This is a genomic window from Acidovorax sp. SRI_002 (assembly GCF_057586455.1).
Genome location: NZ_JBYCZW010000004.1, coordinates 262,564 through 282,371, shown reverse-complemented (window position 1 = coordinate 282,371; position 19,808 = coordinate 262,564). Strand labels below are relative to the sequence as shown.

Sequence of the window (19,808 nt, the reverse complement as noted above, 5' to 3'; positions counted from 1 at the left end):
GCACGGGCCTTAGGGAGTTTCTTGCCCTGCGTCAAGAAAAAACCGCCTGGGCCAAAAGGCCACAAGCGGTTTTCGATGGGATGCCGGTGCGCGGTCAGCTGAAGAAGTTCTTCAGCCGGTCCGTCCAACTCTCGCCGCTGGGCGAGTGGCGGGCGCCGCCCTTCTTGAGCGAATCTTCCAGTTCGCGCAGCAGCTTGCGCTGGTGCTCGGTCAGCTTGACGGGTGTCTCGACTGCGATGTGGCAGTACAGATCGCCCGGGTAGCTGGCACGCACGCCCTTGATGCCCTTGCCACGCAGGCGGAACTGCTTGCCGGCCTGGGTGCCTTCAGGAATGTCGATCGCTGCCTTGCCAGCCAGCGTGGGCACTTCGATCTCGCCGCCGAGTGCTGCCGTGATGAAGCTCACGGGCACCTGGCAGTGCAGGTCGTCGCCATCGCGCTCGAAGATGTCGTGTTTCTTCAGGCGGATTTCGATGTACAGGTCACCCGGCGGGCCGCCGTTGGTGCCCGGCTCGCCGTTGCCGGTGGAGCGGATGCGCATGCCGTCGTCGATGCCCGCAGGAATCTTCACTTCCAGCGTCTTTTGCTTCTTGAGCTTGCCCTGACCGTGGCAGGTGGTGCACGGCTCGGGAATGATCTTGCCCGTGCCGCGGCAGTGGGGGCAGGTCTGCTGCACGCTGAAGAAGCCCTGGCGCATCTGCACCGTGCCTGCGCCCTGGCAGGTGCCACACGTCTTGGCACTGGTGCCGGGCTTGGCACCGCTGCCGTGACAGGTGTCGCAGCTCTCCCACGAGGGGATGCGGATCTGCGCATCCTTGCCGCGCGCAGCTTCTTCCAGCGTGATCTCCATGGCGTAGCTGAGGTCGCTGCCCCGGTACACCTGTCGGCCGCCGGCACCGCGCCCACGCCCGCCCTGCTGGCCAAACATGTCGCCGAAGATGTCGCCAAAGGCCTCGGCAAAACCACCAAAGCCCTCCGCCCCCGCGCCGCCGGGGCCGCGCATGTTGGGGTCCACCCCGGCGTGGCCGTACTGGTCGTAGGCCGCGCGTTTTTGCGGGTCGGAGAGCATCTCGTAGGCCTCTTTGGCCTCCTTGAACTTCTCTTCGGCAGGCTTGGCTGCGTCACCCTGGTTGCGGTCAGGGTGGTGCTTCATCGCCAGCTTGCGATAGGCCTTCTTGATTTCTTCGTCCGAGGCGTTCTTGGGAACGCCCAGGATTTCGTAAAAGTCTCTTTTGGACATGGTCATTCTGAGCCCGGTTGGAACAGGAACGCCGCGCAAGCCCCGTCAAGGGCCCCGCGCGGCGGCTGGGGTCAACGGCGGCGTGCTCAGCCCTTCTTGACTTCCTTCACCTCGGCATCGACGACGTTGTCGTCGTCTGTGGGCTTGGCGGACGCGCCACCAGCCGACGCGCCTGCGGCCTCAGCACCCCCGGCTGCCTGAGCAGCTTGCGCGGCCTGGGACTCGGCGTACATCTTTTCGCCCAGCTTCTGGCTGGCAGCCATCAGCGCCGTGGTCTTTTCGTCAATCGCGGCCTTGTCTTCGCCCTTCAAGGCTTCTTCCAGCGCCTTGACGGCGGCAGTGATCGCGTCCTTTTCACCTGCGTCGAGCTTGTCGCCGTGTTCGGCCAGGCTCTTGTTCACGCTGTGCACGGCGGCTTCACCCTGGTTGCGGGCTTGCACCAGCTCCAGCTTCTTCTTGTCGTCGGCCGCATTCAGCTCGGCATCCTTCACCATCTGCTGGATTTCTTCTTCCGACAGGCCCGAGTTGGCCTTGATGGTGATCTTGTTTTCCTTGCCCGTGCCCTTGTCCTTGGCGCCCACGTGCAAGATGCCGTTGGCGTCGATGTCGAACGACACTTCGATCTGCGGAACACCGCGGGCTGCCGGTGGAATGCCTTCCAGATTGAATTCGCCCAGCAGCTTGTTGCCGGTAGCGATTTCGCGCTCGCCCTGGTAGACCTTGATGGTCACGGCAGGCTGGTTGTCATCGGCCGTCGAGAAGGTCTGTGCGAACTTCGTCGGGATGGTCGTGTTCTTCGTGATCATCTTGGTCATGACACCGCCCAGGGTTTCGATACCCAGCGACAGGGGTGTCACGTCCAGCAGCAGCACGTCCTTGCGGTCACCCGACAGCACCTGGCCCTGGATGGCGGCGCCCACGGCCACGGCTTCGTCAGGGTTCACGTCCTTGCGGGGGTCCTTGCCGAAGAATTCCTTGACCTTTTCCTGCACCTTGGGCATCCGGGTCATGCCGCCGACCAGGATCACGTCATGGATGTCAGACACCGACACGCCAGCGTCCTTGATGGCCATGCGGCAAGGAGCGATGGTGCGCTCGATCAGCTCTTCCACCAGTTGTTCCAGCTTGGCGCGGGTCAGCTTGATGTTCAGGTGCTTGGGACCCGATGCGTCTGCCGTGATGTAGGGTAGGTTGATGTCTGTCGAGGCCGAGTTCGACAGTTCGATCTTGGCTTTCTCGGCCGCTTCCTTCAAGCGCTGCAGGGCCAGCACGTCATTCTTGAGGTTGACGCCCGACTCCTTCTTGAACTCGTCAATGATGAAGTCGATGATGCGCTGGTCGAAGTCTTCGCCGCCCAGGAAGGTGTCGCCGTTGGTCGACAGCACTTCGAACTGCTTTTCGCCGTCCACGTCGGCGATTTCGATGATGGACACGTCGAACGTGCCGCCACCCAGGTCATACACCGCGATCTTGCGGTCGCCCTTTTCCTGCTTGTCCAGGCCGAAGGCCAGGGCCGCGGCGGTAGGCTCGTTGATGATGCGCTTGACGTCCAGGCCCGCAATGCGGCCAGCGTCCTTGGTGGCCTGGCGCTGTGCGTCGTTGAAGTACGCGGGCACGGTGATGACGGCTTCCGTTACGGGCTCGCCCAGGTAGTCTTCAGCCGTCTTCTTCATCTTGCGCAGGATGTCGGCAGACACTTGCTGTGCCGACAGCTTGTTGCCGCGCACTTCGATCCATGCGTCGCCGTTGTCGGCGGCCACGATCTTGTAGGGCATCAGGTCGATGTCCTTTTGTACTTCTTTTTCGGTGAACTTGCGGCCGATCAGGCGCTTGACGGCGTACAGCGTGTTCTTGGGGTTGGTCACGGCCTGGCGCTTGGCCGAGGCACCGACGAGGATCTCGCCGTCTTCCTGGTAGGCCACGATGGAGGGCGTGGTGCGTGCACCTTCGCTGTTTTCGATCACGCGGGTCGTGTTGCCCTCCATGATGGAGACGCAGCTGTTGGTCGTACCCAGGTCAATGCCGATGATTCTTCCCATGATTTTTCTCCGAATGCTTGAATGGTTTGGATGGCTAGTAACTTGTGGATAACTTGGTGTGGTTCAAGTCTTCCGGGTCGATTTTTTTGAGGCTTACTTGGGAGCCGTCACCGTGACCAGGGCCGGACGCAGCACGCGCTCGGCGATCACATAGCCCTTTTGCAGCACAGCCACCACGGTGTTGGCTTCCTGCTCGGCAGGCACCACGCTGATGGCCTGGTGCTGGTGCGGATCGAACTTGGCGCCAGCGGCTGGGTTGATGGCAATCACCTTGTTGCGCTCCAGTGCCGACGTCAGCTGGCGCAGGGTGGCGTCGGCGCCTTCGCGCAGCTGCTGGGGCGTGGCTTCCTTGATGGCCAGGGCGGCATCCAGGCTGTCGGCCACGGGCAGCAGGCTCTCGGCAAAACTCTCGATACCGAATTTGCGGGCCTTGGAAACCTCGTCTTCGGCGCGGCGGCGGGCGTTCTCGGCCTCGGCCTTGGCGCGCAGGAACTGGTCGGCCAGATCAGCGCTTTTGGCCTTGAGCTCGGCCAACTCGCCCTGCAGGCGTGCCAGCTCGTCAGAGGCGTGGGCAGCCATGGCGGCTTCGACTTCTTCGGGGGCGGGGGCGCTCTGTGCGTGGGGGGTTTGGCTGGTGTCGGACATGTCTTGGTCTGGAAGTAAATGAACGGTACGCGCGGGATCTGGGGGCGTGCCACCACAAATCAAGGTCTGCACCATGGGTATGGTCTCTCGGGCCCCGTATGCATCGCGGTTTGTTGTAGTGCATGTCGGCCCAGCCACTGGTTTTGCAAGGGGCTGGCAGCATCTATGGCATCTTTTTGTACGCCTGGACAGGGGCGGCGAAGCACTGAGTGTACAAGCGACGCAGGCCGGGCTATAATCGCAGGCTTTCCCTTGCCACACCACTTCAAGACGCAGTGGGTGGTCTTACCCAAAAGGAGTATGCATGCGTCATTACGAAATCATTTTGTTGATCCATCCGGATCAAAGCGAGCAAGTTCCAGCCATGCTGGAGCGCTACAAGGGCATGATCACCGCTGGCGGTGGCAAGGTGCACCGCGTGGAAGACTGGGGTCGCCGTCAACTGGCGTACCTGATCAACAAGCTGGCCAAGGCCCATTACCTGTGCGTGAACATCGAAGCCGATCAGGCCGTGATGGCTGAACTGGAGCACGCCTTCAAGTTCAACGACGCCGTGCTGCGCCACCTGACGGTTCAGAAGAAGAAGGCTGATACGGGCCCATCTTCCATGATGAAGACCGTCGAGCGCGAAGAAGCCCGCAAGGCCAGCCAAGCTGAATATGCAGCGGCCGGTGGTGAGCGCGGCGAGCGCCCAGATCGCGCCGAGCGCTGATCTAGCCCGTTGGAGTGGAGAACCGCGTCGCCTTGACCGCCTGTATCGCAGAGGCTGAACCCCTGCGCTACACGCCCGCCGGATTGCCTGCCCTTACGCTGCGCCTCGAACACGAGTCCCAGCAAACCGAGGCAGGCCACCCCCGCGAAGTCAAGGCTGCCATGAAAGCCATTGCCTTTGGAGCGATGGCCGAGCGACTGGCACGGCAGAACATCGGAAGTCTCTGGACTTTCCATGGATTTCTGGCCAACCCGCGCAATGGAAAGACCGCAGTACTGCACATCCAGGATATTCAACAAAATTAATTTTCAAGGGGTCCGCAATGGCCACGTTCAAGAAGTTCAACAAAGACAAGCGCCCAAAGCGCAACACCCAGTCCCTGCTGTTCAAGCGCAAGCGCTTTTGCCGCTTCACGGTGACCGGTGTTGAAGAAATCGACTACAAGGATGTCGATACGCTGCGCGACTTCATCGCCGAAAACGGCAAGATCATCCCCGCACGCCTGACCGGCACGCGCGCCATCTTCCAGCGTCAGCTGAACACCGCCATCAAGCGCGCTCGCTTCCTGGCCCTGGTGCCTTACAGCGACCAGCACAAGATCTAAGGAGCACAACCCATGCAAATCATCCTGCTCGACAAGGTTGTGAACCTCGGCAACCTCGGTGAAATCGTCAAGGTCAAAGACGGCTACGCCCGCAACTTCCTGATCCCCGCTGGCCGCGCCCGTCGCGCCACGGAAGCCGCCAAGGCAGAGTTCGAAGCCAAGCGCGCTGAACTCGAAAAGGCCGCAGCTGCCAAGCTGGCAGAAGCTCAAGCCCAAGGCGAAAAGCTGGCCGGCACCACCGTCAAGCTGACGCAAAAGGCTGGCGTGGACGGTCGTCTGTTTGGTTCCGTGACCAACCACGACATCGCCGAAGAGCTGAGCAAGCAAGGCTACAAGGTTGCCAAGTCGCAAATCCGCCTGCCCAACGGCCCGATCAAGGTCGTGAGCGAAAGCACTGTCAGCGTGGCTCTGCACACCGATGTGGTGGTGGACGTGACCGTGTCGGTCTACGGCGAAACCGCCTGAGATTCACTTCGGTGTTTCACGCAAAGCCGCCTTCGGGCGGCTTTTGTTTTTGTGCGGCTCTGGGTTGTACATGGTTACCCACTGGTTGCCCCAACTTTATCCACAGACTTGTGCCATGACGGCGCGCCGCACGGGCGCTAGCATGCCGGGTTAGCTCCGAGGATTCCATGTCTGCTGTTTTTCCGCCCCTTGACGATGGCTTCACGCCGGTGCCCGACCGTGAAATCGCCCAGTTGCGCGTGCCGCCGCACTCGATAGAAGCGGAGTCCAGCGTGCTGGGCGGGTTGCTGCTGGACAACAACGCCTGGGACCGCGTGGGCGACCTGCTGGTAGAAAGCCATTTCTACCGCCATGAGCACCAGATGATCTACTCGGCCATCGGCGCACTGATCAACGCCAGCAAGCCGGCCGACGTGATCACCGTGTTCGAGCACCTGCAGAACCTGGGCAAAGTGCAAGAGATGGGCGGGCTGGCCTATCTGAACAATCTGGCGCAATACGTACCCAGCGCCAGCAACATCCGCCGCTATGCGGAAATCGTGCGCGAGCGTGCCATCCTGCGCAAGCTGGTCACGGCCAGCGACGAAATTTCCACCAACGCGTTCAACCCGCAAGGCAAGACGGTCGAACGGATTCTGGACGAGGCCGAGTCCAAGATTTTTGCCATTGGCGAGGAAGGCTCGCGCACCAAGCAGGGTTTCCAGTCGCTGGATACGCTGGTGATCGACCTGCTCGATCGCGTGCAGGAGATGGCAGACAACCCTGTGGATGTGACGGGTGTGCCCACCGGGTTTGCAGACCTCGACCGCATGACCAGTGGGCTGCAAGCGGGCGACATGGTGGTGCTGGCCGCGCGCCCCTCCATGGGCAAGACCTCGTTCGCGGTGAACATTGCCGAGCACGTGGCGCTCAATGAGGGCCTGCCGGTCGCCATCTTCTCGATGGAAATGGGTGCCGCTCAGCTGGCGGTGCGTATCGTGGGTTCGATTGGCCGGGTGAACCAGGGCAATCTGCGCACCGGCAAGCTCACCGATGATGAGTGGCCGCGCCTGACCGAGGCGATTGAAAAACTGCGCACCGTCTCACTGCACATTGATGAGACCCCGGGCCTCACACCTGGCGAGTTGCGCGCCAACGCGCGGCGCCTGGCGCGCCAGTGCGGCAAGCTGGGCCTGATCGTGGTCGACTATTTGCAGCTGATGAGCGGCTCGGGCTCGGCGGCCAGTTCGGACAACCGGGCGACCGAGCTGGGTGAAATTTCCCGGGGCCTCAAGATGCTGGCCAAGGAACTGCAGTGCCCGGTGATCGCGCTGTCGCAGCTCAACCGCTCGGTGGAGCAGCGCACCGACAAGCGCCCCATGATGTCCGACCTGCGCGAGTCAGGCGCTATCGAGCAGGATGCCGACATCATCATGTTCATCTACCGCGACGACTACTACAACAAAGACTCCAAGGAGCCCAACGTGGCCGAGGTCATCATCGGCAAGCAGCGGAACGGCCCCACGGGTACCGTGAAGCTGTTCTTCCAGAAGAACCAGACGCGCTTCGAGAACCTGGCCATGGGTTCGGGTGACGATTTCTAATAAAAATAGCCACTAGCGCTTATTGGGTAAGCGCAAGTAGCTATCAAATTAGGAGTTTTGTTCGGGGTAGATGGTCTTGGTCGGAGTTCCGTTACGGTCGCAGCACCCACACCAGCAAACCCGCACATCCCACGGCAAGAACACCCACAGCCCCAGTGAGCCGTTGCTGGCGTTGGCGCAGCACTTCTACCGCCTGCACCACCTGGGCATTCTGTTCGGCCAGTGACTGGATCAGCACGGCGGATTCCTGCTGCTCCTGCTCCAGCATTACCACCCGCTCGCGCAGATGTTCCAGCTGCAAGGCCACGGGAATGGCGGGTTCGCCCCCAGCGCCTTCGAGTGCTCCCGCAGCAGCTTCAGCGTTCCCTTTTCGGGTGGTGCCCAGCAGCTTCTTGGCCGCCTGGAGAATCTGGGGCGTCGCCTCGATGACGTCGCCCCAGGGCACCAGTTTCAGTGCTGCAACCCAGCCTGCAGCCAACTCAGAGCACCTCGCTGGCGAAATCTGCCAAGCGCGAGCGTTCGCCGCGCGCCAGCGTGATGTGCCCGCTGTGCGGCCAGCCCTTGAAGCGGTCCACGGCGTAGGTAAGCCCGGATGACCCTTCGGTCAGGTACGGCGTGTCGATCTGCGCGAGGTTGCCCATGCAGATGATCTTGGTGCCGGGACCGGCGCGGGTGATCAGCGTCTTCATTTGCTTGGGCGTCAGGTTCTGCGCCTCATCGATGATCACGTACTTGTTCAGGAAGGTGCGTCCGCGCATGAAGTTCATGCTCTTGATCTTGATGCGGCTGCGGATCAGCTCGTTGGTGGCAGCGCGGCCCCACTCGCCAGCATTGCCGCCGTCGCCCTTGGCCAAAAACTCCAGGTTGTCGTCCAGCGCGCCCATCCAGGGGCCCATCTTTTCTTCTTCGGTACCGGGCAGGAATCCGATGTCCTCGCCCACGCTCACCGTGGCGCGGGTCATGATGATCTCGGTGTAGCGGCGATCGTCCAGCACCTGGGTCAGGCCTGCAGCCAGGGCGAGCAGGGTCTTGCCGGTGCCGGCCGTGCCGGTCAGGGTCACGAAGTCGATCTCGGGGTCCATGAGCAGGTTCATGGCGTAGTTCTGTTCGCGGTTGCGCGTGGTCACGCCCCACACGGCATTTTTGGCCGAACCGTAATCCTTCAGGGTCTGCAGTACCGCTGTTTTCTCGCGGATTTCGCTCACGCGCGCAAACAGGCTGGGCTCGCCGGGGGCTTCGAAGTACACGAACTGATTGATCATCAGCTGCGGCACGATGGGGCCGCCAATGCGGTAATAGGTGTGGGCGCCGCTTTGCCAGCTTTCCACGTTCTTGCCGCTCTTGGCCCAGAAGTCGGGGGGCAGGGCCAGCACGCCAGCGTAGAGCAGGTCGCCATCTTCCAGCGTCTTGTCGTTCTGGTAGTCCTCGGCAGTCAGGCCCAGCGCGCGGGCTTTGACGCGCATGTTGATGTCTTTGGAGACCAGCACCACTTCGCGCGGTGCGTGCAGCTTGCGCAGGGCTTCGACCACGCCCAGGATCTGGTTGTCGGCTTTGCCCGGGGGCAGGCTGGTGGGCAGGCTGTAGTCCAGTGGCACCGTCTGGAAGAACAGGTGGCCACCCGCAGCACGCTGGCCGGTGGAGTCAAGCTTGAGGCCCTTGGCCATGTCGGCGCCCTGGGCGGCAGCCAGGGCATCCAGCGTGCGGCTGGCCTGGCGGCCGTTGCGGGCCACTTCGGTCATGCCCTTCTTGTGGCCGTCCAGTTCTTCCAGCACGATCATCGGCAGGAAGATGTCGTGCTCTTCAAAGCGGAAGAGGCTGGTTGGGTCATGCAGGAGCACGTTGGTGTCCAGCACAAAGAGCTTGGTCGGACCTTGCGGTGCGGATTTGCGGGTGCGTGTGGTGGTCGCGGTGGCCGGGGTGGTGCTGGCGGTGACGGCGGCAGGTGTGCCGGTGCTGCGTGCCTTGCGCGTGCCGGTGCTTCGGGCCACGGGGGCGGCGGAGGGTTGGGGTGTGCGTGCTCGGGTCTCAATCTGGACCAATGGAGCTGTGTCAGGCGCTGCCAGCGACGAGGCCACGCTGTCTGCCTTGCGTCCGGCGCGGGTGGGGGCTGTAGCGGTGGCGGTGCGCTGGGGCGTAGCAACGGCTTCGTTCGCCGAGGTGGTAGCTACGCGGGGGCGGGCTGCGACTTCAAAGGCTTCTGGCGCGAGGAGTGCAGCGCGCCGGCTGGGGGCGGGGGGCAGGGGCATGGTGGCAGGGCCTCGGTCGGTAAAGGGGTAACGGGTGGGTCAGAAAGCAAAAAGCCGCCTGGAGGCCAAGGCGGCTTTTTGGAGGAGGGCAAACGTTGCGATAACCAGGGGCATAAAACCATTATGCCTACTCCGGATGTCTTGCCTGGGCAAAACAAGCGGGGTGTCGCGCCGATGCCCCAATGTGCAGATCAGGCGGCCTTTTTCAGGGCCTTGATGGATTTGACGGCTTTCAGGACCTCGTCCACGTGGCCGGGAACCTTGAGGCCGCGCCACTCTTGCACTAGCAGGCCATCGGGGCCGATCAGGAAGGTGCTGCGCTCAATGCCCTTGACCTTCTTGCCGTACATGATCTTGTTCTTGACCACACCGAACATGTGGCACATCTTTTCTTCGGTGTCGGCGATGAGTTCGAAGGGCAGTTCCAGCTTTTCCTTGAATTCGTCGTGCGACTTCATGTTGTCGCGGGACACGCCGAAAACCGCAGCGCCTGCCTTCACGAAGTCCTTGTACTTGTCGCGAAACTGCATGGCCTCCGTGGTGCAGCCAGGCGTGTTGTCCTTGGGATAGAAGTAGAGAACCAGAATTTGGCCAAGGTGGGAGGTGTTGGAGACCTTGAGTCCACCGGTAGCGTTGGCTTCAAATTCAGGGAGGGGTTTGTTGACAACGATCGCCATATCACTTCAATCTCTCAGGATGTAGTCGTTGGTAAGCCGGGGGAGCTAGTGTGTTATTGCTCTTGGTGGTGCCCCCGACCGCAACCGGCGATTTTACCCCGAATTCACTCTTCGGCCAAATGTAAGACAGTGTGTCCGGCCCGCAGTGGCGGGCATTTAGGCAAGGGCTTGCATAGGTGCAAGCGCCGGATTTGCAGCTTGCCGCGGCGGTTGCGGGCCTGCCGCTCAGGCTTCCAGAATCAGTGCTGCCACCACGTTGCGCCCTTCACTGGCCAGAATGTTGTACGTGCGGCAGGCGGCAGGGGTGTCCATGGTTTCCAGCCCCAGCCGGCGGGCGATGAGCGGCGCAAGCCACGCCGGTGGCGGGAACCGGTTGCGTGTGCCGCTGCCAAAAATGACCAGCTCTGTCTCCAGGGCTGCCAGTTGCGCGAAGTGTTCGGGGGTCAGGTCTTCAAAGCGCGTGCAGGGCCAGGCTTGGCGCAGCCCCGACGAGCCGATGATGACGCTGTGCGTGATCTTCTCGGCATCCACGCCGATCCAGCCGGGGCCGTAGCCGCTGATGGTCTGAGCGTTGGAGCGGTCGGGCTGGAATTTCATGGGTGTTGGCGTCGGTTGCAGGCGGTGGCGCTGCGGGTAGGCCCGGCGCAGGGCCCGGGCGCGCTTGTGATCTGTGGTCAAATTATAGGTTTCGCCAAGGTGCCAGCCGCTCTGGCCGCCACCTGACCCCACTGCACCACCGTCAGCGCATGAAAACCGTCCAAAAATCCGCCAAGCTCGCCAACGTCTGCTACGACATCCGGGGGCCCATCATGGACGCGGCCAAGCAGATGGAGGAAGACGGCCACAAGATCATCAAGCTCAACATCGGCAATCTGGCGGTGTTCGGTTTTGATGCGCCGGAAGAGATTCAGCTGGACATGATCCGCAACCTGCCCAATTCGGCGGGTTACTCGGACAGCAAGGGCATCTTTGCGGCGCGCAAGGCCGTCATGCACGAGACCCAAAAGCAGGGCATCAAGGGTGTGATGCTGGACGACATCTACCTGGGCAACGGCGCCAGCGAGCTGATCGTGATGGCCACCAATGCGCTGCTGGACAACGGCGACGAACTGCTGCTGCCTTCGCCCGACTACCCCCTGTGGACCGCCGCTGCCAGCCTGTCGGGCGGCACGCCCGTGCACTATGTGTGCGATGAAGCCAACGGCTGGATGCCCAACCTTCAGGATATCCGCGCCAAGATCACGCCCCGCACCAAGGGCATTGTGGTCATCAATCCCAACAACCCGACGGGCGCGCTGTATTCGGACGAATTGCTCAAGGGCATCGTCGCCATTGCACGCGAGCATGGCCTGGTCATCTTTGCCGACGAGGTGTATGACAAGGTGCTGTACGACGGCGCCAAACACACGGCTATTGGCTCGCTGAGCGAGGATGTGCTCACACTCACCTTCAATTCGCTGTCCAAGAGCTACCGCTCATGTGGCTACCGCGCGGGCTGGATGGTGGTGTCGGGCGACAAGAAGCCCGCCAAGGACTACATCGAGGGCCTGAACATGCTCTCGAACATGCGCCTGTGCGCCAACGTGCCCGGCCAGTGGGCGGTGCAGACGGCGCTGGGTGGCTACCAGAGCATCAATGAGCTGGTAGGCGAGGGCGGCCGCCTGCGCAAGCAGCGTGATCTGGCGTACGAGCTGATCACGGCCATCCCGGGCGTGACCTGCGTGAAGCCCCAGGCAGCGCTCTACATGTTTCCGCGCCTCGACCCTGCCGTGTATCCCATCGAGGACGACCAGCAGTTCTTTCTGGAGCTGCTGCAGGAGACCAAGGTCATGCTGGTGCAGGGCACAGGCTTCAACTGGGCGGCGCCGGACCATTTCCGCATCGTGTTCCTGCCACACGAAGACGATCTGCGCGACGCCATCGGCCGCGTGGCGCGCTTCCTGGAGCAATACCGCAAGCGCGTGCAAATGGCGGCGGCTGCGTAACTTGCACGTTGAGTGGTGCAGAAACTCATTTTTTCATAGCTGCTAGCGCTTGATGGATAAGCGCCAGAGCCCATTTTGACTGATAAAAATCCCATGAAACCCATCCAAGTAGGCCTTCTGGGCATCGGCACCGTCGGCAGCGGCGTGTTCAACGTGCTCGCGCGCAACCAGGACGAGATCAGCCGCCGCGCTGGCCGTGGCATTGAGATCACCATGGTGGCCGATCTGGACGTGGAGCGCGCCAAGGCGGTAGTGGGTGCTGACATCCAGGTCGTCAACGACGCCCGCGCCATCATTGCCAACCCTGACATCGACATCGTCATCGAACTGATTGGTGGCTATGGCATCGCCCGCGCGCTCGTGCTTGAAGCCATCGCCGCTGGCAAGCATGTGGTCACCGCCAACAAGGCGCTGCTGGCCGTGCACGGCACCGAGATTTTTGCGGCCGCATCGGCCAAGGGCGTGATGGTGGCGTTTGAAGCCGCCGTGGCCGGTGGCATCCCCATCATCAAGGCGCTGCGCGAAGGCCTCACGGCCAACCGCATCCAGTGGATCGCCGGCATCATCAACGGCACCACCAACTTCATCCTGTCCGAGATGCGCGACAAGGGCCTGGACTTTGACGTGGTGCTGAAAGAAGCTCAGCGCCTGGGCTACGCCGAGGCCGACCCCACCTTCGACATCGAAGGTGTGGACGCTGCGCACAAGGTCACGCTGATGAGCGCGATTGCGTTCGGCATCCCCGTGCAGTTTGACAAGGCCTATGTGGAAGGCATCACCAAGCTGGTTGCTGCCGACATCAAGTACGCCGAGCAACTGGGCTACCGCATCAAGCTCTTGGGCATCACCAAGCGTGCCGAAAGATTTGATGCGACCGGCAAGCCGGTGGGGGGCATCGAATTGCGCGTGCACCCGAGCCTGGTGCCCTCCAAGCGCCTGATCGCCAATGTGGAAGGCGCCATGAACGCCGTGGTGGTGCAGGGCGACGCCGTGGGCACCACGCTGTACTACGGCAAGGGTGCGGGCAGCGAGCCCACCGCCAGCGCCGTCATTGCCGACCTGGTGGATATCGCGCGCCTGCACACGGCCGACCCTGAGCACCGCGTGCCGCACCTGGCCTTCCAGGCCAACACGCTGGCCGACGCCATGGACACGCTGCCCGTGCTGCCGATGAGCGAAGTGGTCACCAGCTACTACCTGCGCCTGCGCGTGGCCGACCAAGCCGGTGTGCTGGCCAAGGTCACCGGCCTGTTGGCCGAGGCCGGTGTGAGCATCGACGCAGTATTGCAGCGTGAGGCTGACGAAGTCGGTGGTGAAGGATCTACGCAAACGGACCTGATCATCCTGACCCACGACACCCGGGAAGGCACCATGGACGCCGTGATCGCCCAGATGCAGGCCCTGCCCACGGTGCTGGCGCCCATCACGCGCATCCGCAAGGAGGAACTGAACTGATGCTGTACATCTCCACACGCGGCCACGCCGACCGCAAGCATTTCTGCGACATCCTGCTCGAAGGCCTGGCGCCCGATGGCGGCCTGTACCTGCCCGAGCACTACCCGCAGGTCAGCGACGCGATGCTGACAAAGCTGCGCAAGGCTTACCACGAGCAAGGCTACGCCGAGCTGGCGTTCCAGATCCTGTCGCTCTACATCGATGACATCCCCGCCGCTGATCTGAAGGCCCTGTGCGCCAAGACGTACACCGCCGAGGTGTTTGGCACGGGCGAGATCGTGCCCCTGCGCCACCTCGAAGACGGCCTGTGGCTCGAAGCCCTGTCCAACGGCCCCACGCTGGCCTTCAAGGACATGGCGATGCAATTGCTGGGCAACCTGTTCGAATACGAACTGAACCGCCGCGGTGAAGAGCTCAACATCCTGGGCGCCACCAGCGGCGACACCGGCAGCGCGGCCGAGTACGCCATGCGCGGCAAAAAGGGCGTGCGCGTCTTCATGACCAGCCCGCACGGCCGAATGAGCGCGTTCCAGCAGGCGCAAATGTTCAGCCTGCAGGACGAGAACATCCACAACATCGCCATCGAAGGCGTGTTCGACGACTGCCAGGACATCGTCAAGGCCGTCAGCAACGACCTGGCCTTCAAGCGCAAGTACAAGATTGGCACCGTCAACTCCATCAACTGGGCGCGCCTGCTGGCGCAGGTGGTGTACTACTTCGCGGGCTACATCCAGGCCACCGAGACCAACGACCAGAAGGTCAGCTTCACGGTGCCCAGCGGCAACTTTGGCAACGTGTGTGCGGGCCATGTGGCGCGCATGATGGGCCTGCCCATTGACAAGCTGGTGGTGGCCACGAACGAGAACGACGTGCTCGACGAGTTCTTCCGCACCGGCGCCTACCGCGTGCGCGCCGCAGCCGACACGCACGAGACATCGAGCCCCTCGATGGACATCAGCAAGGCCAGCAATTTCGAGCGGTTCATCTTTGACCTGCTGGGCCGCAACGGCCAGCGCACGAACGCGCTGTTTGCCAAAGCGCTGCCCGCCTATGGCAGGTTCGACTTGAGCGCCGAACCGCTGTTTGCCGATGCCGCCACCAAATACGGTTTTGAAAGCGGCAAGAGCACGCACGCCGACCGCCTGGCCACCATCAAGGACAACTTCGAGCGCCACGGCGTCACCATCGACACCCACACGGCCGACGGCGTGAAGGTGGCGCGCGAACACCACCAGGACCCCAAGGTGCCCATGATCGTGCTGGAGACCGCGCTGCCCATCAAGTTTGCCGAGACCATCGTCGAAGCCCTGGGCCATGCGCCCGAGCGGCCCGCCAAGTTCGCGGGCATCGAAGACCTGCCCAAGCGCGTGCAGGTGATGCCGGCCAACGTGCAGTTGGTCAAGCAATACATCGAACGCCATTGCACGCCCGCTCTCTAGGGTGGGCAATCCGCAGCCGCTCTGTCGCTGCGGATGCGGGAGCGGCTCAGGATACTGGGTTTGAACTAAAAATGCCCCTGGCGCTTGTCTGGTAAGCGTTAGCAGCTATAAATACAATAGCTAACCAAGGAGCAGTGGATGAAGGTTGTCGGTTTTGCCGGTTTTTCCGGCAGTGGCAAGACCACGCTGGTCGAGCAGTTGATCCCCGAGCTGCGGCTGCGGGGGTTGCGCGTGTCGGTGGTCAAACATGCCCACCATAGTTTCGACATCGACCACCCGGGCAAGGACACCTACCGCCACCGCGAGGCAGGGGCCTTCGAGGTGGTCGCGGCATCGGACAAGCGCCTCATGCTGGTGCGCGAGTTCGAGCAGCCCGCCACGCTCAGCGTGCACCACCTGTTGGCCGAGCTGTACCAGGGCGTGGACTGGGTGCTGGTGGAGGGCTTCAAGGACAGCGACCTGCTCAAGATCGAGGTCTGGCGTGCCCCCGAACCCGGCCAGGTGGCCAAGCCTGTGCGCTACCCCGAAGACGATTTTGTGGTCGCCGTGGCCACCGATGCACCGCAGGGCCTGCCTGTGCCCACCCAGTTGCCCCTGCTGGACCTCAACAGCCCGGCGCAGGTGGTGGACTGGCTGCTCCAATACGAACACCGCTTTGAGTACAACTGGGATCTGCACGGAGGCCTGGTGCCATGCGCCCCCCAATGAAGCCCCTGAAGCCGCTCGACGAGGCCCTGGCCGACCTGTTGGCCAAGGCCACGCCGTTGCCAGAGGCTGAGACGGTCACCACGTTTGACGCGGACGGCCGCGTGCTGGCACAAAACTGTGTTTCGGCCCTGCAGGTGCCGCCGCAGGACAACAGCTCCATGGACGGCTACGCCGTGCGCTGCGCCGACGTGGCACAAGCGGGTGTGGTGCTACCGGTGTCACAGCGCATTGCCGCGGGCAGTGCTGGTGATCTGCTCGCGCCAGGCAGTGCCGCCCGCATCTTCACCGGCGCGCCAGTGCCCGAGGGGGCGGATGCCATCCTGATGCAGGAAGACTGCGAAGCCCTCGCCACGGGCGACGGCCTGGGCCAGGTGCGCATCAACGCCGTGCCCCCACAGGGCCAGTGGATCCGCCGCGCGGGCGAGGACATCACCCGGGGTGCCGTGGTGCTGTCGGCCGGTACACGCCTGACCCCGGCCGAGCTGGGCCTGGCCGCCAGCATCGGCTTGCACGAACTGCAGGTGGCCCGTCGCCCCCGCGTGGCGCTGTTCTCCACGGGCGATGAACTGGTCATGCCCGGCGAGGTGCCGCCGGAGCAAATGCGCCCTGGTGCCATTTACAACAGCAACCGCTTTTTCCTGCGCGCCATGCTGCTGCGCCTGGGCTGCGAGGTGACGGACTTTGGCATCGTGCCCGACCGGCGCGACGCCACCATCGACGCCCTGCGCCAAGCCAGCAGCGCACACGACCTGATCCTGACCAGCGGCGGCGTGAGTGTGGGCGAGGAAGACCACATCAAGCCCGCCGTCGAGTCGCTGGGCACGCTTGACCTGTGGCAGATCGCCATGAAGCCCGGCAAGCCGTTTGCCTATGGCCAGATCCCGCGTGACGGTGGTGCTGCCCACTTCATGGGCCTGCCCGGCAACCCGGTGTCGAGCTTTCTGACCTTTGCGCTGCTGGTGCGCCCGTTTGTGCTGCGGCTGCAGGGTGTGGTGGACGTTGCTCCTCAACCCATAGCTGCTCGCGCTGATTTCACCTGGCCCAAGGCCGATAAACGCCGCGAGTTTCTGCGCGTGCGCCACAACGCGGCAGGTGGGCTGGATCTGTTTCACAACCAGAGTTCGGGCGTGCTCACTTCGGCCGCCTGGGGTGATGGTGTGGTGGACAACCCGGCGGGCCAGACGATTGCATCCGGCGACACGGTGCGGTTCATTGCCTTTTCGGAGCTTTTGTCATGACGGTCACCGTGCGCTACTTTGCCTCCATCCGCGAGGCCATTGGGCAAGGCAGCGAAGCGGTCGATACCGCTGCCACCACGCTGGGTGCCCTGCGCGATGAGCTTATTGCACGCGGCGGCGCCCATGCCAGCAGCCTCGCGCGTGGCCGGGCCGTGCGCATGGCACTCAACCAGACCTTGAGCGATGAATCCGCCACCCTGGCCGATGGGGCCGAGGTGGCTTTTTTCCCGCCGGTGACGGGCGGTTAGCCGGGGCGCTCTCGCACGCTCTGGCACGTCACCTCAAAGCGCCTTCAAACGATCCTGCAGCGCCTCCGAGGCCGGCATCATCGGCGCGCGCAGTTCGCTGCGCATCCACCCTGCATGCGCCAGCATGGCCTTGAGCGGGGCAGGGTTGGGCTCTGCAAAACACGCTTCCACCCAGGGTTGCAAGGCCTGCCACAAGTGGCGGGCTGCGGGTAGGTCGCCCAGGCGCAGCAATGCCATCAACTCCACAAAACGCGGCGTCTGCCAGTGTGCACAGGCAGAAATGGCGCCTGCGCCGCCGAGGGCCAGGGTAGGGAAGATCTGCGCGTCTTCGCCCGTCAGCACCTGCAGCCGACCATCGGCGATCAAGGCCTGCGTCTTGGCCGTGTTGCCGCCACAGTCCTTGATGGCCTGGATGCGCGGATGCGCCGCCAGCGCCAGCAGCGTCTCGGTGGTGAGCGTGGCGCCCGTGCGGTACGGAATGTCGTAGATCAGCAGGGGCACCGCGCTGGCGTCGGCCAGGGTGCGGAACCAGTGCAGCAGGCCCTCCTGCGAGGGGCGGATGTAGTGCGGGGCGGACACCAGCAGGCCTGCAACCGGGTAGTGTGCAAGGGTCTGCACCTGTTCCAGCACCTGGCCCTGGTGGTAGCCCGATACGCCCATCACCACGGGCAAACCCTGGGCGGCGCTGAGCACGGTCTCCAGTACCTGCAGTTGCTCGGCCTTGACGAGGGCCGCGGCCTCACCGGTCGAGCCGCAGGCAACGAAGCCCGCAACGCCGTCGGCACGCAGCCGGGTGGTGAGGGCGGCAAGGGCCGGGTGGTCCACGGCGCCGTCCTTGAACGGTGTGACCAAGGCGATCCAGAGCCCGCTGAACAGCGGCTGGTGGGAGGTAGCGGTATCGGTGGCAGACATGCGAAGCGTCCTTTCAGGGTTCGACCAGGGGAAGAACCGTCCGGAGGGAGCGCGCGCGGAATGCCGGGGAGTGAAACGAGAAAAGGAAATTTCTCTACCAGGTGGTTCCGTCGCTCATCCGGACGGAACCACAGCTCCGGTCAGATGAGCTCTGGTTTTTTGGTTTTGCCCACGCACTGCAACGCCACCGCAAGTGCGGCGGTCATGGCAAAGGGGGTGTGCGTGGACATGGGCCGCAGTATAGCCAAGCGCCCACCGTGTCCCAAGGTTGGTCAGCCTGCCTGCGGTGGCTGGGCCGCGTCGGCTGCAGATTCAGGCTGCGGCGGAACCAGCACGGGGCATTGCCACACCAGCAACTCGGCCAGCCGGGTGACGATCCATGTCGCTTCGGCCACCGCCACGCCGGATTCGGCCGTGCACAGCCCCGCGTGGATGCGCTGCAGGATCTCGGTCTCGGAAGGCGCCTGCACGTGGTACAGCGTCTGCGCGTGCTCCACCAGGTGGCCTGCCAAGTCTTCGCACAGTTCGTAGCGGGCGCGCACGCCGTCCGCCTTTTCCGTCAGGCGCCCTCGGGTGTCGGTGTACACCGCCATGAAGGAGGGCGGCACGTGGATCTGGTTGTCGTCGTACATGGCTTGTTGGGTGGTGGGCGCGGTTCGGGGGCAGGAAAAAAAGCCCGCCAGAGCGGTGCAGTCAGGGGTTGTGCACACCAGCGGACTTATTGTGCGTGGGTGCTTGTGAGCGGGCTTGCAGGTGGTGCTGCGCCATGGCCGCTGTCTCTGCAAACCAGCCCAGCAGGTGCTGCAGCCAGATTTGCAGCTCCGCCTGAAAGCGGGGTGTGAGCGCGACGAGGCCCCGGGGCGCGTCCTGGGTGAGGTGGCCCTGCGCTGCGGCTTCATTGACCAGGTTGCGCACATGCGAGTGCGAAAAACCCAGGCGCTGCGCAAGCTCGCTGGCCCGCAGGGGAAACGGCGTGGACCCTTCTTCTCCAGGGCGGTGCACCCGGCAGTGTTCGCGCAACAGCAGCATGGCAATGCGGCCACCGCCGTCGCGCTGGTCAAACCAGTCCCAGCCGCCAAACCGGCCCCGGGTTTCGGCCAGGCGATCCAGGATGTGGTCGGCCCCGGCCAGAAAGGCGGCAAAGTAGTCCGTATCGCTGTCCAGCCGCTGTGCATGGCCTGGGGGCAGGGCGCCCAGGGCCTCAGCGCAGTGCAGGTGGTGCCGCACCCAGGTGCGCAGGCCGTCCAGCAGCCGGGGGGTGGGCACCAGGTAGCGCACCCGGCGGTCGTCGGGGTCAATGTCCACCGCCACCATGCCCGCAAGGCGCAGCACCGCAAAGAACGTGGCCAGCGTGCGCGCACCCCCGGGCATGCGCCGCTGCAGCAGTGCCAGCGTGGGCCGGGGTGCCCCCCGCAATTGCCATTGGTAGTGCTGCACCACCAGCCGCCCCGCCGCATGCGACTGCAGCGCCCGGCCGAATATCTTGTTGATGAGGCGCTCGTTCCAGTGCAGCCGCAGAATGCCGTCGCAATAGGCCTCTACGGCCTGGGCATAGGTGTCCGGGGCTCGGGAGTCGAGCGCCTCGAAGGATTCTTGCAGGTCCATGGGGCGT

The 19,808-nt window shown here is 63.5% G+C and carries 21 protein-coding genes; 11 read left to right on the top strand and 10 right to left on the bottom strand.

Annotated elements, in window-relative coordinates; genetic code table 11:
• Nucleotides 1–94: 94 nt before the first annotated feature.
• From dnaJ to grpE, 3 genes are all read right to left on the bottom strand, one after another.
• On the bottom strand, nt 95–1,240 hold the full coding sequence (gene dnaJ / locus AC2YJX_RS12570; protein WP_055399485.1) for a molecular chaperone DnaJ: 1,146 nt from the start codon (nt 1,238–1,240) through the stop codon (nt 95–97).
• Nucleotides 1,241–1,326: 86 nt separating this feature from the next.
• Nucleotides 1,327–3,279: a molecular chaperone DnaK gene (gene dnaK, locus AC2YJX_RS12565; RefSeq protein WP_487256216.1), complete on the bottom strand. Its 1,953-nt coding sequence runs from the start codon at nt 3,277–3,279 to the stop codon at nt 1,327–1,329.
• Nucleotides 3,280–3,372: 93 nt separating this feature from the next.
• Entirely contained in the window at nt 3,373–3,924 is a 552-nt protein-coding gene (grpE, locus tag AC2YJX_RS12560) for a nucleotide exchange factor GrpE (RefSeq protein ID WP_487256215.1), read from the bottom strand.
• A 304-nt stretch (nt 3,925–4,228) separates the two neighbouring features.
• Between grpE and rpsF the strand changes: the two genes are divergently transcribed.
• From rpsF to dnaB, 5 genes are all read left to right on the top strand, one after another.
• Nucleotides 4,229–4,636, top strand: coding sequence for a 30S ribosomal protein S6 (gene rpsF / locus AC2YJX_RS12555; RefSeq protein WP_055399389.1), 408 nt, complete (start codon nt 4,229–4,231; stop codon nt 4,634–4,636).
• A 14-nt stretch (nt 4,637–4,650) separates the two neighbouring features.
• On the top strand, nt 4,651–4,941 hold the full coding sequence (priB, locus tag AC2YJX_RS12550; RefSeq protein WP_121420739.1) for a primosomal replication protein N: 291 nt from the start codon (nt 4,651–4,653) through the stop codon (nt 4,939–4,941).
• A 17-nt stretch (nt 4,942–4,958) separates the two neighbouring features.
• Nucleotides 4,959–5,240, top strand: coding sequence for a 30S ribosomal protein S18 (rpsR, locus tag AC2YJX_RS12545; RefSeq protein ID WP_005795932.1), 282 nt, complete (start codon nt 4,959–4,961; stop codon nt 5,238–5,240).
• A gap of 12 nt (nt 5,241–5,252) precedes the next feature.
• Entirely contained in the window at nt 5,253–5,705 is a 453-nt protein-coding gene (gene rplI / locus AC2YJX_RS12540) for a 50S ribosomal protein L9 (RefSeq protein ID WP_055399385.1), read from the top strand.
• 167 nt (nt 5,706–5,872) lie between these two features.
• On the top strand, nt 5,873–7,288 hold the full coding sequence (gene dnaB, locus AC2YJX_RS12535) for a replicative DNA helicase (RefSeq protein WP_121505782.1): 1,416 nt from the start codon (nt 5,873–5,875) through the stop codon (nt 7,286–7,288).
• A gap of 91 nt (nt 7,289–7,379) precedes the next feature.
• On the opposite strand, the gene AC2YJX_RS12530 is transcribed toward dnaB, so the two are convergent.
• From AC2YJX_RS12530 to AC2YJX_RS12515, 4 genes are all read right to left on the bottom strand, one after another.
• Nucleotides 7,380–7,766 carry a hypothetical protein gene (locus tag AC2YJX_RS12530; RefSeq protein ID WP_055399381.1) on the bottom strand — a complete coding sequence of 129 codons (387 nt, stop codon included), beginning with the start codon at nt 7,764–7,766 and terminating at the stop codon, nt 7,380–7,382.
• 1 nt (nt 7,767) lies between these two features.
• Nucleotides 7,768–9,534 carry a PhoH family protein gene (locus tag AC2YJX_RS12525; RefSeq protein ID WP_487256214.1) on the bottom strand — a complete coding sequence of 589 codons (1,767 nt, stop codon included), beginning with the start codon at nt 9,532–9,534 and terminating at the stop codon, nt 7,768–7,770.
• A gap of 191 nt (nt 9,535–9,725) precedes the next feature.
• Nucleotides 9,726–10,211, bottom strand: a complete 486-nt coding sequence (locus AC2YJX_RS12520; protein ID WP_055393154.1) for a peroxiredoxin — start codon at nt 10,209–10,211, stop codon at nt 9,726–9,728.
• A 225-nt stretch (nt 10,212–10,436) separates the two neighbouring features.
• Nucleotides 10,437–10,808, bottom strand: a complete 372-nt coding sequence (locus AC2YJX_RS12515) for an Mth938-like domain-containing protein (protein ID WP_055393291.1) — start codon at nt 10,806–10,808, stop codon at nt 10,437–10,439.
• Between the two features lie 149 nt (nt 10,809–10,957).
• On the opposite strand from AC2YJX_RS12515, the gene AC2YJX_RS12510 reads away from it, so the two are divergent.
• The 6 genes from AC2YJX_RS12510 to moaD all read left to right on the top strand — a co-directional run bounded on the left by AC2YJX_RS12510 (nt 10,958) and on the right by moaD (nt 17,284).
• On the top strand, nt 10,958–12,196 hold the full coding sequence (locus AC2YJX_RS12510) for a pyridoxal phosphate-dependent aminotransferase (RefSeq protein ID WP_121420736.1): 1,239 nt from the start codon (nt 10,958–10,960) through the stop codon (nt 12,194–12,196).
• A 93-nt stretch (nt 12,197–12,289) separates the two neighbouring features.
• Nucleotides 12,290–13,651 (top strand): homoserine dehydrogenase, encoded by a 1,362-nt coding sequence (locus tag AC2YJX_RS12505; protein WP_487256213.1) that lies wholly within the window; start codon nt 12,290–12,292, stop codon nt 13,649–13,651.
• Nucleotides 13,651–15,090 carry a threonine synthase gene (gene thrC, locus AC2YJX_RS12500; RefSeq protein ID WP_121420734.1) on the top strand — a complete coding sequence of 480 codons (1,440 nt, stop codon included), beginning with the start codon at nt 13,651–13,653 and terminating at the stop codon, nt 15,088–15,090. The genes AC2YJX_RS12505 and thrC overlap by 1 nt, the downstream gene beginning before the upstream one ends.
• A 138-nt stretch (nt 15,091–15,228) precedes the next feature.
• The gene (gene mobB / locus AC2YJX_RS12495) at nt 15,229–15,798 is read left to right on the top strand and encodes a molybdopterin-guanine dinucleotide biosynthesis protein B (RefSeq protein WP_121420733.1); all 570 of its coding nucleotides are present in this window, start codon (nt 15,229–15,231) and stop codon (nt 15,796–15,798) included.
• Nucleotides 15,795–17,036 carry a molybdopterin molybdotransferase MoeA gene (locus tag AC2YJX_RS12490; protein ID WP_487256212.1) on the top strand — a complete coding sequence of 414 codons (1,242 nt, stop codon included), beginning with the start codon at nt 15,795–15,797 and terminating at the stop codon, nt 17,034–17,036. The genes mobB and AC2YJX_RS12490 overlap by 4 nt, the downstream gene beginning before the upstream one ends.
• Nucleotides 17,033–17,284, top strand: coding sequence for a molybdopterin converting factor subunit 1 (gene moaD / locus AC2YJX_RS12485; protein WP_055393166.1), 252 nt, complete (start codon nt 17,033–17,035; stop codon nt 17,282–17,284). The genes AC2YJX_RS12490 and moaD overlap by 4 nt, the downstream gene beginning before the upstream one ends.
• Before the next feature lie 33 nt (nt 17,285–17,317).
• Here the strand turns inward: moaD and dapA are convergent, their stop codons facing one another.
• From dapA to AC2YJX_RS12470, 3 genes are all read right to left on the bottom strand, one after another.
• Nucleotides 17,318–18,196: a 4-hydroxy-tetrahydrodipicolinate synthase gene (gene dapA, locus AC2YJX_RS12480; RefSeq protein WP_487256211.1), complete on the bottom strand. Its 879-nt coding sequence runs from the start codon at nt 18,194–18,196 to the stop codon at nt 17,318–17,320.
• Between the two features lie 272 nt (nt 18,197–18,468).
• Nucleotides 18,469–18,828: a hypothetical protein gene (locus AC2YJX_RS12475; protein ID WP_055393170.1), complete on the bottom strand. Its 360-nt coding sequence runs from the start codon at nt 18,826–18,828 to the stop codon at nt 18,469–18,471.
• Nucleotides 18,829–18,889: 61 nt separating this feature from the next.
• Nucleotides 18,890–19,801 (bottom strand): hypothetical protein, encoded by a 912-nt coding sequence (locus tag AC2YJX_RS12470; protein ID WP_218300579.1) that lies wholly within the window; start codon nt 19,799–19,801, stop codon nt 18,890–18,892.
• Nucleotides 19,802–19,808: the final 7 nt, after the last annotated feature.

Excerpts from the sequence above, each read along its gene's own strand:
- AC2YJX_RS12525 (WP_487256214.1), bottom strand. The coding sequence starts at position 9,534 with ATGCCCCTGCCCCCCGCCCCCAGCCGGCGCGCTGCACTCCTCGCGCCA.
- rpsF (WP_055399389.1), top strand. The coding sequence starts at position 4,229 with ATGCGTCATTACGAAATCATTTTGTTGATCCATCCGGATCAAAGCGAG.
- thrC (WP_121420734.1), top strand. The coding sequence starts at position 13,651 with ATGCTGTACATCTCCACACGCGGCCACGCCGACCGCAAGCATTTCTGC.
- moaD (WP_055393166.1), top strand. The coding sequence starts at position 17,033 with ATGACGGTCACCGTGCGCTACTTTGCCTCCATCCGCGAGGCCATTGGG.
- dapA (WP_487256211.1), bottom strand. The coding sequence starts at position 18,196 with ATGTCTGCCACCGATACCGCTACCTCCCACCAGCCGCTGTTCAGCGGG.
- AC2YJX_RS12510 (WP_121420736.1), top strand. The coding sequence starts at position 10,958 with ATGAAAACCGTCCAAAAATCCGCCAAGCTCGCCAACGTCTGCTACGAC.
- AC2YJX_RS12470 (WP_218300579.1), bottom strand. The coding sequence starts at position 19,801 with ATGGACCTGCAAGAATCCTTCGAGGCGCTCGACTCCCGAGCCCCGGAC.
- mobB (WP_121420733.1), top strand. The coding sequence starts at position 15,229 with ATGAAGGTTGTCGGTTTTGCCGGTTTTTCCGGCAGTGGCAAGACCACG.
- AC2YJX_RS12505 (WP_487256213.1), top strand. The coding sequence starts at position 12,290 with ATGAAACCCATCCAAGTAGGCCTTCTGGGCATCGGCACCGTCGGCAGC.
- dnaB (WP_121505782.1), top strand. The coding sequence starts at position 5,873 with ATGTCTGCTGTTTTTCCGCCCCTTGACGATGGCTTCACGCCGGTGCCC.
- dnaK (WP_487256216.1), bottom strand. The coding sequence starts at position 3,279 with ATGGGAAGAATCATCGGCATTGACCTGGGTACGACCAACAGCTGCGTC.
- AC2YJX_RS12475 (WP_055393170.1), bottom strand. The coding sequence starts at position 18,828 with ATGTACGACGACAACCAGATCCACGTGCCGCCCTCCTTCATGGCGGTG.
- AC2YJX_RS12520 (WP_055393154.1), bottom strand. The coding sequence starts at position 10,211 with ATGGCGATCGTTGTCAACAAACCCCTCCCTGAATTTGAAGCCAACGCT.
- rplI (WP_055399385.1), top strand. The coding sequence starts at position 5,253 with ATGCAAATCATCCTGCTCGACAAGGTTGTGAACCTCGGCAACCTCGGT.
- AC2YJX_RS12515 (WP_055393291.1), bottom strand. The coding sequence starts at position 10,808 with ATGAAATTCCAGCCCGACCGCTCCAACGCTCAGACCATCAGCGGCTAC.
- AC2YJX_RS12490 (WP_487256212.1), top strand. The coding sequence starts at position 15,795 with ATGAAGCCCCTGAAGCCGCTCGACGAGGCCCTGGCCGACCTGTTGGCC.
- dnaJ (WP_055399485.1), bottom strand. The coding sequence starts at position 1,240 with ATGTCCAAAAGAGACTTTTACGAAATCCTGGGCGTTCCCAAGAACGCC.
- rpsR (WP_005795932.1), top strand. The coding sequence starts at position 4,959 with ATGGCCACGTTCAAGAAGTTCAACAAAGACAAGCGCCCAAAGCGCAAC.
- grpE (WP_487256215.1), bottom strand. The coding sequence starts at position 3,924 with ATGTCCGACACCAGCCAAACCCCCCACGCACAGAGCGCCCCCGCCCCC.